25 protein-coding genes are annotated in these 19,526 nt (G+C 64.7%); 9 read left to right on the forward strand and 16 right to left on the reverse strand.

Features of this window, described 5'->3' with window-relative positions:
* A partial coding sequence (locus LO50_RS17945) for a heavy metal translocating P-type ATPase (RefSeq protein ID WP_044315849.1) occupies positions 1–1,388 on the reverse strand: 1,388 nt, incomplete at its 3' end.
* A 149-nt stretch (positions 1,389–1,537) separates the two neighbouring features.
* Between LO50_RS17945 and LO50_RS17950 the strand changes: the two genes are divergently transcribed.
* Positions 1,538–1,729: a heavy-metal-associated domain-containing protein gene (locus LO50_RS17950; RefSeq protein WP_013984049.1), complete on the forward strand. Its 192-nt coding sequence runs from the start codon at positions 1,538–1,540 to the stop codon at positions 1,727–1,729.
* 4 nt (positions 1,730–1,733) lie between these two features.
* On the opposite strand, the gene LO50_RS17955 is transcribed toward LO50_RS17950, so the two are convergent.
* Positions 1,734–2,381: a TetR family transcriptional regulator gene (locus LO50_RS17955; RefSeq protein WP_003283162.1), complete on the reverse strand. Its 648-nt coding sequence runs from the start codon at positions 2,379–2,381 to the stop codon at positions 1,734–1,736.
* 203 nt (positions 2,382–2,584) lie between these two features.
* Between LO50_RS17955 and LO50_RS17960 the strand changes: the two genes are divergently transcribed.
* Positions 2,585–3,757: a Bcr/CflA family multidrug efflux MFS transporter gene (locus LO50_RS17960; protein ID WP_044315850.1), complete on the forward strand. Its 1,173-nt coding sequence runs from the start codon at positions 2,585–2,587 to the stop codon at positions 3,755–3,757.
* Between the two features lie 3 nt (positions 3,758–3,760).
* Here LO50_RS17960 and LO50_RS25115 read toward each other — a convergent pair whose 3' ends face one another.
* The 3 genes from LO50_RS25115 to LO50_RS17970 all read right to left on the reverse strand — a co-directional run bounded on the left by LO50_RS25115 (position 3,761) and on the right by LO50_RS17970 (position 6,024).
* Positions 3,761–3,925, reverse strand: coding sequence for a hypothetical protein (locus tag LO50_RS25115; RefSeq protein WP_162836517.1), 165 nt, complete (start codon positions 3,923–3,925; stop codon positions 3,761–3,763).
* Between the two features lie 101 nt (positions 3,926–4,026).
* Positions 4,027–4,977 carry an adenosine deaminase gene (locus tag LO50_RS17965; protein WP_044315851.1) on the reverse strand — a complete coding sequence of 317 codons (951 nt, stop codon included), beginning with the start codon at positions 4,975–4,977 and terminating at the stop codon, positions 4,027–4,029.
* 459 nt (positions 4,978–5,436) lie between these two features.
* Complete coding sequence (locus LO50_RS17970) at positions 5,437–6,024, reverse strand: IMPACT family protein (RefSeq protein ID WP_044315866.1); 588 nt, start codon at positions 6,022–6,024, stop codon at positions 5,437–5,439.
* Positions 6,025–6,238: 214 nt separating this feature from the next.
* Here LO50_RS17970 and LO50_RS17975 point away from each other — a divergent pair, with 214 nt between their 5' ends.
* A complete protein-coding gene (locus LO50_RS17975; protein WP_044315852.1) occupies positions 6,239–6,568 on the forward strand; it encodes a four-helix bundle copper-binding protein in 330 nt (109 codons plus the stop codon).
* A 42-nt stretch (positions 6,569–6,610) separates the two neighbouring features.
* On the opposite strand, the gene LO50_RS17980 is transcribed toward LO50_RS17975, so the two are convergent.
* The 9 genes from LO50_RS17980 to rutA form a co-directional block, all read right to left on the reverse strand.
* Complete coding sequence (locus LO50_RS17980; protein WP_044315853.1) at positions 6,611–7,255, reverse strand: DUF1826 domain-containing protein; 645 nt, start codon at positions 7,253–7,255, stop codon at positions 6,611–6,613.
* Positions 7,255–8,457 carry a zinc metallochaperone GTPase ZigA gene (zigA, locus tag LO50_RS17985; protein ID WP_044315854.1) on the reverse strand — a complete coding sequence of 401 codons (1,203 nt, stop codon included), beginning with the start codon at positions 8,455–8,457 and terminating at the stop codon, positions 7,255–7,257. Before zigA ends, LO50_RS17980 begins: the two co-directional genes overlap by 1 nt.
* Positions 8,458–8,466: 9 nt before the next feature.
* Positions 8,467–8,871, reverse strand: a complete 405-nt coding sequence (gene dksA, locus LO50_RS17990; protein WP_044315855.1) for an RNA polymerase-binding protein DksA — start codon at positions 8,869–8,871, stop codon at positions 8,467–8,469.
* 173 nt (positions 8,872–9,044) lie between these two features.
* A complete protein-coding gene (rutF, locus tag LO50_RS17995) occupies positions 9,045–9,572 on the reverse strand; it encodes an NADH-dependent FMN reductase RutF (RefSeq protein WP_044315856.1) in 528 nt (175 codons plus the stop codon).
* 13 nt (positions 9,573–9,585) lie between these two features.
* Positions 9,586–10,176: a malonic semialdehyde reductase gene (locus LO50_RS18000; RefSeq protein ID WP_044315857.1), complete on the reverse strand. Its 591-nt coding sequence runs from the start codon at positions 10,174–10,176 to the stop codon at positions 9,586–9,588.
* Positions 10,177–10,186: 10 nt separating this feature from the next.
* Entirely contained in the window at positions 10,187–10,984 is a 798-nt protein-coding gene (gene rutD / locus LO50_RS18005; RefSeq protein ID WP_044315858.1) for a pyrimidine utilization protein D, read from the reverse strand.
* Between the two features lie 65 nt (positions 10,985–11,049).
* Positions 11,050–11,436: a pyrimidine utilization protein C gene (rutC, locus tag LO50_RS18010; RefSeq protein WP_014819103.1), complete on the reverse strand. Its 387-nt coding sequence runs from the start codon at positions 11,434–11,436 to the stop codon at positions 11,050–11,052.
* An 80-nt stretch (positions 11,437–11,516) separates the two neighbouring features.
* Entirely contained in the window at positions 11,517–12,263 is a 747-nt protein-coding gene (rutB, locus tag LO50_RS18015; protein ID WP_044315859.1) for a pyrimidine utilization protein B, read from the reverse strand.
* Positions 12,263–13,345: a pyrimidine utilization protein A gene (rutA, locus tag LO50_RS18020; RefSeq protein ID WP_044315860.1), complete on the reverse strand. Its 1,083-nt coding sequence runs from the start codon at positions 13,343–13,345 to the stop codon at positions 12,263–12,265. Before rutA ends, rutB begins: the two co-directional genes overlap by 1 nt.
* Before the next feature lie 282 nt (positions 13,346–13,627).
* Here rutA and rutR point away from each other — a divergent pair, with 282 nt between their 5' ends.
* The 5 genes from rutR to LO50_RS18040 all read left to right on the forward strand — a co-directional run bounded on the left by rutR (position 13,628) and on the right by LO50_RS18040 (position 15,841).
* On the forward strand, positions 13,628–14,338 hold the full coding sequence (gene rutR / locus LO50_RS18025) for an HTH-type transcriptional regulator RutR (RefSeq protein ID WP_041754131.1): 711 nt from the start codon (positions 13,628–13,630) through the stop codon (positions 14,336–14,338).
* Between the two features lie 2 nt (positions 14,339–14,340).
* A complete protein-coding gene (locus tag LO50_RS25605) occupies positions 14,341–14,469 on the forward strand; it encodes a hypothetical protein (RefSeq protein WP_269078979.1) in 129 nt (42 codons plus the stop codon).
* 10 nt (positions 14,470–14,479) lie between these two features.
* Positions 14,480–14,833, forward strand: a complete 354-nt coding sequence (locus LO50_RS18030) for a hypothetical protein (protein WP_044315861.1) — start codon at positions 14,480–14,482, stop codon at positions 14,831–14,833.
* A 168-nt stretch (positions 14,834–15,001) separates the two neighbouring features.
* Positions 15,002–15,376 (forward strand): VOC family protein, encoded by a 375-nt coding sequence (locus tag LO50_RS18035; RefSeq protein ID WP_044315862.1) that lies wholly within the window; start codon positions 15,002–15,004, stop codon positions 15,374–15,376.
* A gap of 15 nt (positions 15,377–15,391) precedes the next feature.
* Complete coding sequence (locus LO50_RS18040) at positions 15,392–15,841, forward strand: GIY-YIG nuclease family protein (RefSeq protein ID WP_236690603.1); 450 nt, start codon at positions 15,392–15,394, stop codon at positions 15,839–15,841.
* Between the two features lie 34 nt (positions 15,842–15,875).
* On the opposite strand, the gene LO50_RS18045 is transcribed toward LO50_RS18040, so the two are convergent.
* A complete protein-coding gene (locus tag LO50_RS18045; protein WP_044315864.1) occupies positions 15,876–17,057 on the reverse strand; it encodes an MFS transporter in 1,182 nt (393 codons plus the stop codon).
* A gap of 93 nt (positions 17,058–17,150) precedes the next feature.
* Positions 17,151–18,140 (reverse strand): GlxA family transcriptional regulator, encoded by a 990-nt coding sequence (locus LO50_RS18050; RefSeq protein WP_044315865.1) that lies wholly within the window; start codon positions 18,138–18,140, stop codon positions 17,151–17,153.
* Between the two features lie 263 nt (positions 18,141–18,403).
* Here LO50_RS18050 and LO50_RS18055 point away from each other — a divergent pair.
* On the forward strand, positions 18,404–19,526 hold a 1,123-nt coding region (locus LO50_RS18055; RefSeq protein ID WP_080902128.1), incomplete at its 3' end, for an alkene reductase.

The raw sequence follows: 19,526 nt of genomic DNA on the forward strand, positions 1-19,526 counted from the left end.
CCGTGGCGCGCGGCCACGCCGGTGCCGGCCATGATCGCCGCCGGCGTGGCCAGACCCAGGGCGCAGGGGCAGGCGATGACCAGCACGGCCACGGCGTTGATCAGCGCGACCTCGACCGGGGCGCCAGTCAGCAGCCAGCCGATCAGGGTGAACACGGCGATCACCAGTACCGCCGGGACGAACACCTGGCTGACCTTGTCCACCAGCTTCTGGATCGGCGCCTTGGCTGCCTGGGCGTCTTCCACCAGGCGGATGATCCGCGCCAGCACGGTCTCGCCACCGAGCGCAGTGGTGCGCACCAGCAGCCTGCCCTCGCCATTGATCGCGCCGCCGGTGATGCGGTCGCCTGGCGCCTTGTTCACTGGCAGGCTTTCGCCACTGATCAGCGCTTCGTCGGCCTGGCTCTCGCCCTCGACCACTTCACCGTCCACCGGGAAACGCTCGCCTGGCTTGACCAGCACCAGGTCGTCCAGGCGCAGCGCGGCGATGGCGACATCTTCCTCGCGGCCGCCGACTACCCGCGTCGCGCGGTCTGGGCGCAAGGCTTCGAGCGCACGAATGGCGGCGCTGGTCTGGCGCTTGGCGCGGCTTTCCAGGTATTTGCCCAGCAGCACCAGGGCGATCACCACCGCCGAGGCCTCGAAATACAGGTGCGGCATCTGCCCGGCCGGCGTCGCCCACCATTGATAGAGGCTCAGACCGTAACCCGCGCTGGTGCCGATGGCGACCAGCAGGTCCATGTTGCCGGCACCAGCGCGCACGGCCTTCCAGCCGGCGACGTAGAAGCGCGCACCGAGGAGGAACTGCACCGGCGTGGCGAGCAGGAACTGGATCCATGCCGGCAGCATCCAGTGCTGCCCGAACAGCTCGCCGAACATCGGCAGCACCAACGGTGCGGCCAGCAGCAGGCCGGCGATCACTGCCCAGCGTTCGCGCTGCAGGCGCCGCTCGGCATCCTCTTCCGGGCGTTGCTGGTCGCCGGCGCTTGCCTTGTAGCCGGCGGCCTCGACCGCCTGGATCAGCGCAGCCGGGTCCGGCGTGCCGATCACTTCGACATGCGCGCGCTCGCTGGCCAGGTTCACCGCGGCGCTGCGTACACCGGGCACCTTGAGCAGCGCCCGCTCGACCCGGCCGACGCAGCTGGCGCAGGTCATGCCTTCGATATTCAGTTCGATGTTCTGCAGCGGCACGCCATAGCCGGCCTTTTCCACAGCCTCGATCAGCGTCGCCACACCCAGGTCATCGCCTTCGACGCGCACCTGTTCATTGGCCAGATTGACGTTGGCCGCGGCGACGCCGGGTACCTTGAGCAGGGCCCGCTCGACGCGGCCGGCGCAGCTGGCGCAGGTCATACCGCTGACCGGCAGCGTATGGGTGGCGCTGGACATGGTAGAGACTCCTCGGGATAGCGATGGCGGCAGGATCGACCTTAACCCTATGGCAAGGTCAACACCATGATCTGCGACAGCAAGTCCCTTGACCTTGCCCGGGTGGCAAGGTCGAGAATCGGCGCATTCAGCAGACGAGGAGAGCGACGATGCAAGTATTCAACGTGAGCGGAATGACCTGCAGCCACTGCGAGCGTGCGGTAACCCAGGCCATTCAGGCGCTGGACCCACAGGCTCAGGTGCAGGTGGACCTGGCGGCCGGAACCGTGCAGGTGCAGAGCAGTGCCAGCGAGCAGGCGATTCGTGAGGCGATCAGTGAAGAGGGTTATCAGGTGAGCTGATAGCTCAACCGGCGAGCTGGTCGGGGTCATCCGGCCAGTCGCGGACCAGGCCGCGGAATAACGGGTCGATCAATGCCTTGGTATCGACCTCCGGTGCGAACAATTCGGTGTCGCGCGTCCAGTCGGTGAACAACCCGACCACCATGGCATGCAGCGAGAGTGCAGCAAGGCGCGGCGTTACGCCGGGACGTAAGCACGCCGAGGCATTGCGCAGCAGGTTCTCGCACAGGTCGATGAACTGATTGATGAAGGCGTGGTGGCGCTCTTCGGCTTCGCGCAGCTCATCGGTGAACTCGCACTTGTGCAGCAGGATGGTGAAGATCCGGCGCTTCTGCTCGTTGCTTGCCAGCGCGCTGATGGCCTCGACCGTCAGGTTGCGCAGGGCGATCAGTGCCAGCAGCGGTTGTTGCTGATTGCAACTGCACAGGCGCTCGGTCATCTGCTCAGGCGGCAGACGAATCTGATTGAGCATTTCGTGGAACAGATGTGCCTTGTTCTGGAAGTGCCAATACACCGCCCCTCGCGTCACACCGGCGTCACGGGCGATCTGGTCGAGACTGGTGTGGGCCACCCCCTTGTCCAGAAACAGCCGCTCGGCAGAGGCGAGGATGGCAATACGGGTTTTCTCGGCTTCTTCTTTGGTTCGGCGCATGGGCAGGTTCAGGCAGATAACGGCTGCTTCGGGCGTCCAGCAGCGATGGATGCGGCCAGTGTAACGGTGCATCTCGTCGTGATGCATGTTTACAAACAGCGGTGTATGTAACAGCATCTTGCATGTCGGTGTAAATGCCCGCGTATGGTCGATGTCCAATGGACGCTCTCGGCCACGTCTCTTTTTCAGCTTGTGAGCCTCTGATGTCTCTGCGGATTCTCCTCATACTGGGTGCGCTCAGCGCGTTCGGCCCCCTGGCGATCGACATGTACCTGCCGGCCTTTCCCTTGCTGGCGGAGTCGTTCGGCACCAGCGTCGATCACGTGCAGCTTTCTCTGGCGGCCTATTTCATCGGCTTGGCCATCGGCCAGCTGGTTTACGGGCCGCTGGCCGATCGTTACGGGCGACGCGGCCCGCTACTGATCGGCGTGGTGCTGTTCACCCTGGCGTCACTGGCCAGCGCCTTTGCGCCGTCCATGGACTGGCTGATCGGCGTCCGCTTCGTCCAGGCGCTTGGTGGCTGTGCGGGCATGGTGGTGGCGCGGGCCGTGGTGCGCGACCTGTGCGATCCGATGACCAGCGCCAAGGTGTTTTCGCAGCTGATGCTGGTGATGGGGCTGGCGCCGATCCTCGCGCCGGTGGCGGGCGGGGCCTTGCTGGCCTCGTTCGGCTGGCCTTCGATCTTCATCCTGCTGACGTTGTTCAGCGCGATGTGCCTAGTGGCGGTCACGCTCTGGCTACCGGAAACCTATCCGGCCGGGCTGCCGCGCCAGCCGATGTCAGGCGCGCTAGGGCAGTACCTGCGCCTGTTCCGCGATCGCTTTTTTATCGGCCACGTACTGACCGGCGCGCTGTGCATGGCCGGCATGTTCGCCTACATCACCGGTTCGCCGTTCGTTTTCATCGAGCTGTACGGCATCAAGCCGGAGCATTTCGGCTGGCTGTTCGGTATCAATGCGGCGGGCTTCATCCTGATGGCGCAGGTCAACGTGCGACTGGTTCGCTGGCGCGGGCCGGAGTTCTGGGTGCGGCGTTGGGTGTGGTTCTTCTTCGGCAGTGCGCTGGCGTTGCTGGCGGTTGCAGCGGCGCAGCCGGAATCGCTCTGGCCGTTGCTGATTCCGCTGTTCTGCTGTGTGTCCTGCCTCGGCTGCCTGCTGCCCAATGCCACCGCCTGCGCCATGGCCGATCAGCGCGCCAATGCCGGCAGCGCCTCGGCCCTGCTCGGCAGCATGCAGTTCACCATCGCAGCCATCGCCGCTTCCGCGGTGGGGGCGCTGCACAACGGCACGGCGGTGCCGCTTGCGGCAATCATCAGCCTGTGCGGCTTGCTGGCAACGGTCGTGGCTTACACCACGGCGCGCGCCAGCACGGAATGACTGTCAGGCGCTGAGTGGCAAAGGGTGCGGCGCCTGCAGGCGCCGGCGCAGGGTCTCGACGAAGGCGCGTGCCTCGGCTTCGCTGCGAAAGGTGATTTTCTGCCGGTCGAGGCTCACCTGCCAGGCGCTGTCGGGGTAGGGCGTCAGGGGACGGACGAGAATGTTCATGGCGATCTCCTCGTGAAGTAGACGCGGCACAGTCTAGGCGCTGCCATGACCCGCGGGGCGAGCCATGGTGTCGCATGTGGATAGCGCCGCGACGGACGGGCTCAGTAGGCCAGCCGTGCGTCCAGACTGTTCTGCGCCAGGCGGCGAGCCTGCTCCTCGGTCATGCCCAGGCTTTCGTGCAGCGCGACGAAGTTCTCCGTCACATAGCCGCCGAAGTAGGCCGGATCATCGGAATTCACCGTGACCTTCACGCCCTGCTCTAGCAGCTGGAGGATGTTGTGCTGGCGCATGTCGTCGAACACCTTGAGCTTGGTGTTGGACAGCGGGCAGACCGTTAGCGGGATCTGTTCCTCGATCAGCCGGGCGATCAGCTTCGGATCTTCGGCCGCACGCACGCCGTGGTCGATACGGCTGACCTTGAGCATATCCAGTGCCTGCCAGATGTACTCGGGCGGGCCTTCCTCGCCGGCGTGGGCAACGGTCAGGAAGCCTTCGGCGCGCGCCTTGTCGAACACGCGCTGGAACTTGCTTGGCGGGTGGCCGACTTCGGAGCTGTCGAGGCCAACGGCGAAGAAAGCGTTGCGATAGGGCAGCGCCTGTTCCAGCGTCCTGAAGGCTTCCTCTTCCGGCAGGTGGCGCAGGAAGCTGAGGATCAGCCCGCTGCTGATGCCCAGTAGTTCACGGCCGTCGGCCAGCGCCGCGCTGATGCCGTTGAGCGCGGCCTCGAACGGCACGCCGCGGTCGGTGTGGGTCTGCGGGTCGAAGAAGGGCTCGGTATGCACCACGTTCTGCTCTTCGCACTTCTGCAGGTAGGCCCAGGTCAGGTCGTAGAAATCCTGCTCGGTGCGCAGCACGTCGGCGCCGGCATAGTAGAGGTCGAGGAATTCCTGCAGGTTGCCGAAGTTGTAGGCGCTGCGCAGTGCCTCCACGTTGTTCCAGGGCAGGGCGATCTTGTTGCGCTCGGCCAGGCGAAACATCAGTTCGGGTTCCAGCGAGCCCTCCAGGTGCAGGTGGAGTTCGGCCTTGGGCAGATTGTTGAGCCAGTCGTGCATCGCGAAATTCTCGTCTTTCGGGTGTGCGGGCATTCTATCGGTGGGTTGGAGCAACTGATATGCCAGCTGACCAGTTTGTCCCGCCTAGCAATTCTGGATGACAGCCGAATGACCGGTTCATTGCGGTTAGCGCGATTTGGCGATTAATTGACCAGCGGTCTGCAGCCCAGTTCTGACGGGCGCTGGCGAGGTTGTTCCCAATGTTATCCACAAAGTTCTCCACTCAAATCGGGCATAACCTCGAGCTGGCAGAACGCGATTGATAGCAAAACGTCAGTAGCCGACTGGCCAGTCAAAAAACACAGTAATTCAAGCGCTTAACGCACCCCGTTGGGGCGCGTAAGGCTTATTGATCAAAAATTGTGCAGTTTTCCCGAGCGCCCGTTGCGAGCGCGTTCCAGGCGGCCATACAATTGTTATCCACAATTGCGTCCACAGTATTTGTGGGCAACGACGCGTCTAGTCCATGGCTTCCAGCTGGCTGCGCCCGCGAGTGATATCAGCGAGCAATCTCTCCAGCGGCTGCAGCTGAGCGGCGGGAAGGGCAATCTCCAGGGTCGCGCCTTCGGCATCGAAATGTTCGGCTTCCAGCAGCGCCTCGAATTCCGCCAGGCGTGCCTTGAACAGCGCCAGCTCGGCGAAGCGGCAATGACAGCGACAGCGCGAGCGCGACACCAGCTCGCTGCGTTCGCCGGCCTGCAGGCACTTTGCCGTGGTGCCGCCATAGGCACGGGCCAGGCCGCCAGTGCCAAGCTTGATGCCGCCGAACCAGCGGATCACCACCACCGCGACCCGGTCGAAATCCTGCCCTTCGATGGCGGTGAGCATCGGCCGACCCGCCGTGCCGCCGGGCTCGCCGTCATCGCTGAAGCGGTATTGATTGCCGATCTTCCACGCCCAGCAGTTATGCGTTGCGGTCGGATCGCTGACCGCCTGGATGAATGCCTGCGCGTCTTCCGGACTTTGTACCGGTGCGGCCTTGGCCAGGAAACGGCTCTTGCTGATGACTTCCAGCAATTCGCAGGGCGCGGATAGGGTGAAGGGCATGGCTGTTACGGCGTCGGTGATGGTTTGCGGGGTGGCCATTGTAGCGGCGCCGCTGCGGCTGCGCTGTGCCATCCCGCAAGAGGCCATCCGGCGAACGGATTGAACTTCGCTGGACCGTCCAACGCCCTATCTAGTAGGGCGCGGTTTGCGCGCATGGCCTGGAGAAGGCCCCGCCGTACCGCATTTCGCTGGCACATCAGATGGAGGAAATTCCATGCTCAATTCCAGTTACCAGTCATGTATCCAGGCCTGTTCCAATTGCGCACTGGTCTGCGAGACCTGCGCGGCATCCTGCTTGCGCGAGGACGACGTGAAGATGATGGCGCGCTGCATCGAACTCGATCGTGACTGCGCCGACATGTGTGCGATCGCAGCAGTGTTGATGACCCGCGACAGTGCCTATGCCAGAGCCTTCTGCAAGCTCTGCGCGCAGGTCTGTCGCGATTGCGCCGAGGAGTGCGGCAAGCACAAGCACGACCATTGCCAGGCCTGCGCCGCAGCCTGTCGCAAGTGCGCTGAAGAGTGCGAAAAGATGTCTGCCTGATCGGTCGCCGATTCGGAGGGCCGCAGCTGCGGCCCTTTTGCCTCAGCTCAGCCAGTCCAGCGTCAGGATCAGACGGCGCTCAGCCGTTGCCGCCTGCGGCGAGCGATGAATGATCCCGGCGCCTTCGTTACCCAGCCATTTCTCCCCCTTGAACAACGCCACATCGCCAGCGCCAAGTCGCTCGATGGCCGCCGCGTCAGTCGGTTCGGCTGCCGGATCGCCCAGGCGCCGACGCTGCATGCCGCCCTCATGAAGCCATTCGCTGCCTGCGCCGGCGTAGGTGGTGATCAGCCGCAGCGGTACATGATCGACGTGAAAGCGCGGGCACATGGGCTTGCCCAGCACGCTCAGGCGCAGGCCGATACGCCGCGCATCGACTAGGCAGCTGAACGCCCGCACCAGCCAGGCCACGTCGGCGACGAAACCGGCATGGCCGGCAATGTCCCGATAGGCCGCCGCCAGGGTTGGCAGCTGCAGCTCGCTTTCGCTGGTCGGTTCGAGAGTTAGCGATTCGGCCAGCGGCTCGCCCAGGGCCAGCAGCGTCTCGGCGAAGCCGGTGATGTGCAGGGGTAGTCGGCGCTGCCACACCGCGAGGTTGACGCCATCGTGCAGCGCCTCCCCAAGTATCTCCGGAGTGTCGCCCAGCAGCTGGCGCGGCTGCGGGCGGATGATCTGCTGCGCCAGCATCAGGCGACCTGCTCGTGCCAGGGGCCGAACGGGTCCGGCAGGCGCAGCCAGCCGGTGACGCCCACGGCCCACTCGCTGTCGTTCAGCAGGCAGGCGTCGAGTTCGCGGCGCAGCTGGTCGAAGTTGATGTTCTGCCCGATGAAGACCAGCTCCTGGCGGCAGTCGCCGAACTCACCGCGGGACTTGCCGAGGATTGCCGTGCGGCTTTCGCTGTCGCTCGGCCAGGCCGATTCAGGGGTGAAGTGCCACCAGCGCCCGGCATAGTCGTAGCGCATCAGCCCACCGGCCTGGGACCAGCTGCCTGCTTCCTCTGGCCGGGTGGCCAGCCAGAAGAAGCCTTTGGAGCGCAGCAGGCGGCCGTTGCTCCACTCGCGGTTGAGGAAGTTGTAGAAGCGTTGTGGGTGGAACGGCCGGCGCGCCAGATAGGCGGTGGAGGCGATGCCGTATTCCTCGGTTTCCGGCACATGCTCACCGCGCATTTCCTTGAGCCAGCCCGGCGCCTGGGCGGCGCGTTCGAAGTCGAAACGGCCGGTGTCGAGGATTCGGTCGAGCGGCACCTGGCCCATGCTCATCGGCAGAATCTCGGCATGGGTGTTGAGGCGACCGAGAATGGCGGTCAGCTCTTCACGTTCGGCGGCGGAAATCAGGTCGATCTTGCTGATCAGGATGACGTCGGCGAACTCCACCTGCTCGATCAGCAACTCGGTGACCGAGCGCTCGTCGTCCTCGCCAAGGGTTTCGCCGCGGTTGGCGAGGCTCTCGGCCTCCTGGAAGTCGCGGAGGAAGTTAACCCCGTCGACCACCGTGACCATGGTGTCCAGCCGAGCCAGATCGGCCAGGCTCTGGCCCTGCTCGTCGCGGAAGGTGAAGGTCTCGGCCACCGGCAGCGGCTCGGAAATCCCGGTGGACTCGATCAGCAGGTAGTCGAAGCGGCCTTCGCGGGCGAGCTTGCCGACTTCTTCGAGCAGGTCTTCGCGCAGGGTGCAGCAGATGCAGCCGTTGCTCATCTCCACCAGCTTCTCTTCGGCGCGATTGAGGCTGACGCCGCGCTGCACCTCGTTGCCATCGATGTTGATCTCGCTCATGTCGTTGACGATCACCGCGACGCGGCGGCCTTCGCGATTCTTCAGGATGTGGTTGAGCAAGGTGCTCTTGCCGGCACCGAGGAAGCCGGACAGGACGGTAACGGGTAGGCGGTTCATGGCGGTCTCTCAGGCGGATCGTTGGTGTTTTTCGCGCTGTTCCTGGCGTTGTTTCGCCTCGATGCATAGCGCCGTCGTGGGGCGCAACAGCAGGCGCTGCAGGCCGATGGGTTCGCCGGTTTCGGCGCACCAGCCGTACTCGCCGCGGGCGATGGCATCCAGCGCGGCGTCGATCTTGTCGAGCAGCTTCTTCTCGCGCTCCAGCACGCGCAGCTGCCAGTGACGCTGTTCCTCGGCGCTGCCGATGTCAGCGGGATCGCTGCTCGGCTCCTGTTCGCGCAGCGCCTGGAATTCCTCCTCGATGCGCGCCTGCAGCTCGGCACGCTGGCGCAAAAGCAGGTCGCGGAAGAAGGCCTGCTGGTCGGCGTTCATGTACGCCTCGGCGGGCTGGGCGAGTAGTTCGGCTTCGGTCATCGGGAGGCACGTGTCGGAAATAATGTGAGAGTTATAACATAACAATTATGTCTGTGATGCAAGCGCTGTTTGCGTGTCGAGCGGCGCACCGGTAAGCGCGTTGTTCCGAGGCAAAGAAAAAGCCCGCGGCGCGGATCGCGCGGCGGGCTCGGGTGTTGATGGGCGCTGGGCGGTCAGACGGCGCCCGGCAGCCCGTGGTAGTTGCGACCGAAGTACACCAGCGCATCGCTGCTGTCGCGGCGGTACACGGCGAGCACTTCGCAGTAGAGGATGTCGTGGGTGCCGACGCTGGCGCTGTGGCTGATGCGGCAGTCGAACGACACCGTGGCGCCGTCGAGCAGCGGCGAGCCGGTCACGCCGGTGCTCCACTGTGCTGCGGCGAAGCGTTCTGCCATGGGCGTCTTGCCGCCGAACAGGTTGGACAAGTCCCGATGTGCGCCGGCCAGGGTGTTCACGCACAGCTGCCCGTTGGCGGTGACGATGGGATGTGCCGATGCGCTGCGGTTCAGGCACACCAGCAGCGTCGGTGGTTCGTCGGTGACGCTGCACACCGCGGTGGCGGTGAAGCCGGCGCGGCCGCTGGGGCCATCGGTGGTGATGATGTTGACCGCCGCGGCCAGCCGGGCCATGGCATCACGATAATCCTCACGAATCACTGGAGCGCTGAGTTGACTGGTGGTTTCGCATTGAGCCAGTTGCATGGTCGGTTCTCCATCAGGCGAGGACGCAGGCGCGGTCGAAGGGCAGGCGTGGCAGGCGGTCGCGCAGCTTGCTGGCGTCGCCGTAGCCGAGGTTGATCAGCAGGTTTGATTTCCAGCTCGTGCCAGCGAAGAAGGCCGCATCCAGCGCCTTGCCGTCGAAGCCGGACATCGGTCCGCAATCGAGCCCCAAAGCGCGGGCGGCGAGGATCAGGTAGCCGGCCTGCAGCGAGCTGTTGCGCAGTGCGTTCTCGGTGATCAGTGCCGGCTGGCCGGCGTACCAGCTGCGCGCATCGGCGTGGGGAAACAGCTCCGGCAGGGTTTCCGGGAAATCCTCGTCATAGGCGACGATCACCGTCACTGGCGAGGCCATGGTCTTGTCCAGGTTGCCTTTGGACAGGCAGGGCGCGAGCTTCTGCTTGCCCTCGGCGCTGCGCACGAAGACGAAGCGCGCCGGGCAGCTGTTGACGGCTGTCGGGCCGAGGCGGACGTGCTCGTAGAGCCGTTCGAGCAGGGCGTCCGGCACCGGCTTGTCGAGCCAGGCGCTGTGGGTGCGGGCCTCGCTGAACAGCGTTGCGAGGGCATTCAAGTCGATGGGGGCGTGCATGTTCGGGGCCTCAGGCTGCTGCGACCTGGCCGCATTGCTCGGCAAGATGGTCCAGCAGGATCTGGTTGAAGGGTTCGCTGTCGCTGACGCTGGACGCGTGGCCGCCGTAGTTCAGCAGCGCCAGCTGTGCGTTGGGCAGGACGTCAGCCAGGTGTTGCGAACGTTGCCAGGGCACCAGCATGTCGTCGCGGTTGGCGATCAGCAGGGTCGGGGTGGTGATACGCGGCAGCTCGGCCTCGATATCGAAGGCCAGCAGTGCCTCGATACGCCGCACCAGATTCATCGTCGGTGGGAAATGCGCCAGTGCATGGGCATCGTCGCGTGCCAGTCGCTCGCTGTTGGCCGCGATCCAGTCGGCCGGGTAGAGGAACAGCGACTGCGCCTGCACATAGGCCGCCGGGCCGCTGTCGTGCAACAGCTTCAGGCGTACTGCGAAACAGCGGGCGCTGTGCGGGTTGGGGCTGCTCCAGGCATTGATCGGCACCAGGCTCTGCAGCAACTGCGGCCGCAGCAGGGCGATCTGCAAGCCGATTAGCCCACCGAGGGCATGCCCGATGAAGTGGCAGCGGCGGATGCCCAGGGTGTCCAGCAGCTCCAGTAATTCCACTGCCATGGACTCGATGGAATAGCCCGCCGGCAGGTTCGCCGGACTCCTGTTGGTCCCCAGCTGATCGTAGACCAGCACCCGGTAGTCCTGGGTCAGTGCCGGCAGCTGCGGTGTCCAGAAGGCGGCGGCGCCGCCGAGGCCGGAGCTGAGCACCAGAGTCGGCGCATCCGGCTCCATGCGGCCATGAAGTTCGTAGTGCATGTCACTCCCTCCGCGAGGTCGATCAGCGGGCCGCCGGCGTGCCGGCTGACCCGCTCTGGCAGGCGCTATTGGCCGACGTGGGCGATGCTGGCGATCTCGATCAGCGCATCGGGCTTCACCAGCCCGCACTGGATGCAGTAGCGCGCCGGCTTCTCGCCGGGGAAGTACTCGGCGTACACCTCGTTGACCTTGGCGTAGTTGGCCCAGTCGGTGAGCATGATCATGTTGAAGGTGACGTCGTCCATGCTGCCGCCGGCGGCCTCGACGACGCCCTTGATGGTTTCCAGCACATGGCGGGTCTGCGCGGCGGCGTCGCCCACGTGGACCACGTTGTTGTCCTTGTCGAACGGCAGGGTGCCGGAGACGTAGACCACGCCATCGGCCATGGAGCCGGGCACGTAGGGGGCGAGCGGTTTGCCGGAGCCGGCGGGGATGATCGATTGCTTGGGCATGTCGTTGATTCCTTGCAAGGCATTCAGGCGAACCCGGCGGACGCCTCTGCGGGCGTCGCGGTCGGGCACTGGGGTGTAAATCAGCTGGCGACCGCCACTTCAGGCGCGGCCGCGAAGGTCTGGCAGAAGGCGTCGACGCTGGAGACCCAGCCGAAGAACGTCTCGATGTTGTACAGCGCAGCCTGCTGGGCGAATTCCGGCCCGGCCTGGTGGGTGGCATCGGCCAGCACCACGCCGAAATACTCCAGGTGGAAGCCGTCGCGCAGGGTCGACTCCACGCACACGTTGGTGGCGATGCCGGTGAACACCAGATTGCGGATGCCACGGGCACGCAGGGTGCTGTCCAGTTGCGAATTGAAGAAACCGCTGTAGCGCGGCTTGGGCACCAGAATGTCGCCGGGCTGCGGCGCCAGTTCGTCCACCAGCGCGTAATCCCAACCGCCCTTGGCCAATAGTGTGCCGGCCAGTTCCGGGCGCTTGCGCATGGTCTTCAGCGCGTTGGACTTGTGCCAGTTCGGCGAACCCGGCCCGCCGGCCTCGACGTATCCGTTGTCCCAGCCGTTCTGCAGAAAGATCACCTGTATGCCGGCGGCGCGGGCTGCGCCCAATGCCTGGCGGATCTTCTCGATCACCGGCTGGGTCGCTGAAACATCGAAACCCGCCAGGTCGAGATAGCCGCCGCGGGTGGCGTAGGCGTTTTGCATGTCCACGACGATCAGCGCGGTTTCACTGGCTTTCATCGCCAGCGGCTCGGGCCGCGCCGGCAGCTGCACGGGTTCGTCGGGCGCGCTCAGGCCGTAGCCCGAAATCTGTTCGACGGCGCTCATCAGGCCGACTCCTTCAGCTCGGTGACGTGCCGGCGGCTCTGCATCAGCGGCTGGATCTTCTGGCCAAAGGCTTCGACGCCCTCGAGGAAGTCATCGAAGGTCAGCATCACGCCCTGCATGCCGGGCACCGTGGCGATCTCATCGAGCATCCGCGCGACGTTGGCGTAGGAGCCCACCAGCGTGCCCATGTTGATGTTCACCGCCGAAGTTGGGTCGGCCATCTGCCGGATGTTGCTGTCAGCGCCCTTGTCGGCGGCGCCCTGCTCGCCGAGCCAGGCGATGGCTTCCTCGTCGGCGCCGGCCTTGTAGTGCTCCCACTTGGCCCGGGCGGCTTCGTCGGTTTCGTCGGCGATCACCATGAACAGCACGCAGGAGGTGACGTGGCGGCCGGTCTTCTCGGTGGCCTTGAGCAGTCGTTCGGTGGCCGGGGCGAACGCGGTCGGGGTATTCACACCCTTGCCGAAGCAGAAGTTGTAGTCGGCGTACTGCGCCGAGAAGGCCATGCCGGCATCGGATGAGCCAGCGCAGATGATCTTCATGTCCGCCTGCGGTGTCGGGCTGACGCGGCAGTCTTCCATCTGGAAGTGCTCACCCTTGAAGTCGCTGCGGCCGGTGGCCCAGAGGTCGCGCAGCACCTGGGCGTATTCGCCGAGATACTGATAACGGGTGCCGAAGAACTCATCGCCCGGCCACATGCCCATCTGCGTGTATTCCGGCTTCTGCCAGCCGGTGACGAGGTTCACGCCGAAGCGGCCGCCGGATATCGAATCGATGGTCGAGGCCATGCGCGCGACGATCGCCGGTGGCAGGGTCAGGGTGGCGGCGGTGGCGAACAGCTGGATCTTGCTAGTGACCGCGGCCAGGCCCGCCATCAGCGTGAAGGATTCCAGGTTGTGTTCCCAGAATTCGGTCTTACCACCGAAGCCGCGCAGCTTAATCATCGACAGCACGAAGTCGAAGCCGTAACCCTCGGCCTTCTGCACGATGGCCTTGTTCAGCTCGAAGCTCGGCATGTACTGCGGCGCATTCTCGGAGATGAGCCAGCCGTTGTTGCCGATCGGAATGAAAACACCAACATCCATGGGTAGCACCTCTGTACGCAATGGCTAGAAAGCGCTGCCCGAACGTGACGGGCAGGGTCAAAGGTGCATTAGCAGGATGCAGGCCAGAAAGCGAATTTCATTTTTTATCAAAGAGATAAGTTGATTGTGTGGTGCGGTGTGGACCATTTGGTCTGAATCGGAGCACCTGGTTTGTGCGCGGCGCACGAAGATCGTGCAGCAGTCGCTTGCTGCCTTCGTCGCTCGTGCGTCGCACGCTCGCCGCGCTACAGTAGCGCCTCGTTCGAACCATCCGGTAATCCCGTGACAGACCAGCCCCCCGTTCCGCCCCGCAAGCGCCTTACCGCCAGCAAGACACCACGGCCAAAGGGCGCAGTCCGCGTACCGAGCGCCAGCGCCCAGGACCGCCGCCTGCGCATGATCGAAAGCAAACGCGCCAGCATTCTTCAGGCCGCGCTGGAGCTGTTCTCCCGCTTCGGCCTGCACGGCACCAGCCTCGACCAGGTGGCGACCCAGGCAGACGTCTCCAAGACCAACCTTTTGTACTACTTCGGCAACAAGGAAGAGCTATACACCAACGTCCTGCGGCAGCTGCTGGAGGTCTGGTTGCAGCCGCTGCAAGCATTCAGCGTCGAGCAGGACCCGGTCGAGGCGATCCGCGACTACCTGCGGGTCAAGCTCGAACTCTCCCGCGATCATCCCGCCGAATCGCGGCTGTTCTGCATGGAGATCATGCAGGGTGCTCCATTGCTGCTGGGCGAGCTGCAGCAGCCGCTGCACGACCTGGTCGAGAACAAGGTCGCGGTGATCCAGGCCTGGATCGACGCCGGCAAGCTCGCGCCCATCGCGCCGCATCACCTGATCTTCTCGCTCTGGGCGACCACCCAGCACTACGCCGACTTCCGCGTGCAGGTCGAGGCCGTGGCCGGCAAGACCCTGGATGATCCGGCGTTCTTCGAGGAAACGCTCAAGAGCCTGCAGTCGCTGATCCTCGATGGGGTGAGGCCGCGTTGAGCATGCTTTCCGTCAAGCCGCCACGCTCCACGCTGAGCTGGCTCGGCCTGAAACTGCTGTCGATTAATCTGATCGCGCTGAGCCTTTCCGCCTGCTTCGAGGAGGCGCCGCAAGTAAACCCCGCGGGCTAAGGACGTCACCGTGTCGACCGCCGCCAACTTCGCCCGCGCGCTCGTTTTCAGCGACTTCACCGAGGCTCATGCACTTCTCTCAACGCAGGCGCAGCAGCGATATTCCGCAGCGCAACTGCAGCAGGCTTATGCCGACATGACCTCCTACGGCGATGGGCCGGGCGCAGTGGATGGCCACGTCGAATTCATGGATGACTGGCCCGCCCGGCAATCGCAGGACATCGGTTGGGCCTACGTTTCGATTACCGGTGCAGGATTCATCGAGGCCGTGACGGTAGTCGTCGCCGAGGAGAACGGCGCCGCAAAGATTCGCGAGATCGAATGGGGCGTCCCTGACTTGCCCCGGTCAACGCTAACGTTCTAGCGGCGAAGAACCGCTGCCTAGCGGCTGCCGTACGCTGCGTTCACCGGCTCACCCGCTGCAGTCACCTTGCACGAACGGCCGCCGCTGTCTGTACTGGCTGGTCTAACCGTGCGCGGGCCGGAGCGCCTTGGGCAACCTCCGGTATCAGCGCCCTGATGGAGTTAAACGATGAAACCGACATTCCAGCCTGGCCGGAATATCGCGATGAAGGTGCCTGCCCACGAGTACCAGCGGACGCTCGCGTTCTACCGCGAGGCGCTCGCACTGGAAGAACTCACCCCGGCGGGCACTGAAGGTGAGCACACGCCGCGCTTCGATTTCGGCGGCAAGGTTCTCTGGCTGGACTGCGTGCCGGGCATCAGCCAGGCGGAGATATGGCTGGAGGTCGTTACGGATGACCTGGAAGGTGCTGCCGCCCACTTTGAGGAACACGCCTGCACCCGCCGGGACGAAATCGAACCGCTGCCGGAAGGCTTCAGGGCGTTCTGGATATCGAGCCCGGCCAATATCATCCATCTGGTTTCCGAAGACACTGCGTCCTGACATACAGGCGGCATGATGACGAACGCTGCCTGTGATTCCGGGACTATGACGTGCATCCGCTTCTCGGAAATCGAACGGTACGTGCCTGCTCTGCCGGGACTCTATGAGATCTACAAGGACGACGGCACGGCGTTGAAGGTTGGAATCGGCGTCAACCTGCGCAAGCGGCTGATTCAGCACCGGAAGTCTCGCCAGAGCAGACTGATCCTCAGGGCTGGCGGTGACTGGAATAACCCTGCCGATGTCAGGAGCGCCCAGTCGATACTGGCTAAACATCTGTACTTTGCCGGCAGCATCGACGGATACGACCTCCGAGCGGAAGCGGGTCGGCAGACGTTTCTCGAAGAGCGTTGCTACATCCGCTTCCGGATTACTTCGAGCCGTGAGGAGGCGCGTTCGCTGGAACGTGTGCTGGAGGCCGGCGGAGCCTTTCCTTTTCAGGGACGGGTGAATCCTGAGCGTTGAGCTCCGCCGGGTGGTGTCAGCAGTCGCCGCGCCTTCAAACCGCCTGCCTTTGCCGGTAGCCCTGCGCAACCTGCGCCAGCACCACCAGCGTCACGATGGGCAGCAGCCCGATGTTCACCGCCGCCCAGCCAGCCTGAGCGATCAACGCGCCAGAGGCGAAGGACATCACCGCGGCGACGCTGCCGTTGCTCAGCTCCATCAGGCCCTGTGCCCGGGCGCGTTCGCTTGCGGCATGGCCCTGGCCCAGCTGGGTGGTGCCGGCGACCAGCATCAGGTTCCAGCCGATGCCTAGCAGGCAGCTGCTGAGCAGGAAATGCCAGTGGCTGACGCCGAGCAGCGCGACCACCGCGCTGGCGATCAGCAATCCTCCACCCACACAGGCGACCAGCCGGCAGCCGAAGCGGTCCACCAGCGGCCCGGCGACGAATGCCGGGAGGAACATGCCGAGCATGTGCCACTGGATGACCTGACCGCTGGCCTGCAGATCCAGACCTTCGCCATGCATCGCCAGGGGCGTGGCGTTCATCACCAGGATCATCAGGCCGTGGCCGGCGGCGGTGGTCAGCACCGCGGCGCGAATGGTCGGCCGCGCCAGCAGTGCCTGCCAACTGACTGCTGGCAGGGCGGCCTGAACGCCGGGCGTTCCGCTGCTCGCCGGCAATCCAGCAAGCACCAGCACGCCCAGCGCCGCGAAGCTGGCGATCAACAGATAGGTGCCGGCGAATGGAACGCTGGCGAGATCACGCGCCATGTGGCCGAGCGTGGGCGCGATCAGCGCGGCCAGCACGCCACCGCCGATCACGCAGGCGGTGGCGCGCCCTTTGAAGGCGTCGCTCACCGCTTCCAGCGCGGCGAAGCGGTAGTACATCGCCGAGGCCTGGTAGGCGCCGATGGGCAGAGCGCCGAGACAGAGCAGGGTGAAGCTGTCGAGCCAGAGCGACAGCGCGCTGATCAGTCCGCCCAACACGCCGGCCGTGGCGCCGATGAGAAAGCCGGCGCGACGGCCACGGCGTTGCATCAACCCCGCGAGTGGTTGCAGGGCGAGCAGGCCACCGAGCATCAGCAGGGCCAGCGGCAGGGTGGCGAGGCCGGCCGCCGGTGCCAGGCGCAGACCGACGATGGAAGTGAAGATGATGCCGGTCATCGAGCAGGACCAGAATAGCGCCTGGGCGATGAACAGACGCAGGACCTGAGGATTGCTGAGCAGAAGATGCATAAGGGCGGCTCCTTGAGGGTGACGAGCGGGCACAGCGCTGCCTGGCTGGATGCCGAGCGAGCTGGAAACGGTGAGTGAGGTTCGGACTAAGCGTCAGCCGAAGCGCTGGTAGAAATCCCGCGGGCTAACCGACAGGTGTTTCTGGAAGCTGCGCCTGAGGTTTTCCGGATGGCCGAAGCCGGTCAGCCGCGCCACCGTCGCGATCGAGGCCTGGGCGTCGAGCAGCAGATTGCGCGCGGCTTCCAGGCGCACCCGTTCGATGTACTGGCCCGGCCCCATGCCGGTTTCCTGGCTGAACAGACGGCACAGGGTGCGCGGTGTCATATGCGCCTGAGCGGCCAGCGCCTCGATGGACAGGTCGTCGCCCAGGTGCCCGGGAATCCATTCCAGCAACGCGGCAAGACGCGCCACGCCGCCACTCGGCGCCGCCAGCATCGGGCTGAACTGGGTCTGCCCACCCGGCCGGCGCAGAAACATCACCAGCCGCTGAGCAACCGAAAGCGCCAACGCGCGGCCGAGATCGGCCTCGACCAACGCCAGCGCCAAGTCGATGCCCGCCGTGACGCCTGCCGAGCTGAACAGATGCGCCGCCTGCGGATCGGTCGGGTCATAGGTGTGCAACCGGTCACCCTGCACCTCGATGGTCGGGTACGTGCCCAGCGCAGCGAGGTCCGCCCAGTGCGTGGTCGCCTTGCGTCCATCGAACAGCCCGGCCTCGGCCAGGATCAGCGCGCCGGAACAGACCGAGCCCAGGCGCCGCACCCTGGGTTCGGCGGCCCGCAGCCAGTCGAGCAGCGGTTGGTCGTGCTTCTGCGCATCCACTCCAACACCGCCCGGAACCAGCAAGGTATCCAGCGTGGCCGGATCGCACACGGCCCAGCTCGCATCCGCCACCAGCTTCAGCCCCGCCGAGGTGGCGACCGGGCCGACGCTGGCAGCGAGCAGCATCAGCTCGTAATGTCTCGGCAGGCCCTGGCGCTGCCGCTCGACATTGGCCGAGGCGAACACCTGCATCGGGCCGGTGACATCGAGGCTCATCACATCCGGGTAGATCAGGCAGGCGACGGTGCGGGTGGCGTCCATGGTGCAGCTCTCAGGGTGGATGCCTGCAGTCTGCTGCCGAGGCGCCGCTGTCGCAATGACAAGGTTCCCACGGATCTTGCCAATGCACATTCCTGGCCCAATAAAAATCTAGATATTGACATTTGTCGATATAAGGCCGACGATCGGCCTCTTGTCGCAGTTGCGGTATACCCGACTGCACAGCGTCAGCGGGGGAGCTCACATTCGGTGAGGCCGCCTCCGCTATCTAATATCTAGAATTCACGATATCTAAATCTTACGTTATGAATCATAAAGCTCTTTTTACACCTGCCTCGCTTGGTTCCTTCGCGCTGCGTAACCGCATCGTGCTGCCACCGCTGACACGCTCGCGCAGCTCGCAACCGGGCAATATTCCAAACGCCGTAATGGCGACCTACTACCAGCAACGAGCCAGTGCAGGCTTCATGGTGACGGAAGGCATTCAGATCGAGCCGCGAGGGCAGGGATATGCCTGGACGCCCGGGATCCACAGCCCTGAGCAGGTCGAAGGCTGGAAGGCTGTTACCCAGGCGGTGCACGCTGAGGGCGGCGTGATTTTCGCCCAGCTGTGGCATGTCGGCCGTGTCTCGCACACCTCGCTGCAACCCGGTGGTGCGCAACCTGTTGCGCCGTCCGCCATTCCGGCGACCAACGTCAAAGTCTTTATCGAAACGGGACCGGGCGAGGGCGCGCTGGTCGAGCCCTCGATGCCGCGGGCGCTGTCCAATGCCGAAGTCAAAGAGCTGGTACAGCTCTATGCCGAGGCCGCACGCAACGCGATGGAAGCAGGCTTCGATGGCATCGAAATTCACTGCGCCAATGGTTATCTGGTCAACCAGTTCATCTCCGCTCACACCAACAGCAGGACCGACGAATACGGCGGCTCGTTGCAGAACCGACTGCGTTTTCTGCGCGAAGCGGTCCAGGCGATAGCCGACGCCATAGGTGCCGAGCGCGTGGGGGTTCGCTTTGCGCCGCTGTTCGCCAGTACGGATGAGGAGCGCGTCTACCTTGGCCTGGTGGAGCAAGACCCGCATGAGACCTACATCGAAGCGGTGAAGATTCTGCAAACCATCGGCGTCGCGTACGTATCACTGGCGGAGGCCGATTGGGACAGCGCGCCCGAGTTGCCCGGCAGTTTCCGCGACGCAGTGCGGGCGGCGTTCAGCGGTACGATCATCTATGCGGGCAAATACACCCCCGAGCGCGCCGCTGCGGCAGTTGAGGCAGGTTGGGCGGATCTGATCGCTTTCGGCCGTCCATTCATTGCCAACCCCGACTTGCCGGCGCGTATCGCCAACGGTTGGCCGATGAACCCGCTGGATGCCAGCAGCATGTATGGCGGCACCGAAAAGGGTTACATCGACTATCCGATGTACTCGTACT

Origin of the sequence: Stutzerimonas stutzeri (assembly GCF_000935215.1) — a bacterium.
Lineage (GTDB): Bacteria > Pseudomonadota > Gammaproteobacteria > Pseudomonadales > Pseudomonadaceae > Stutzerimonas.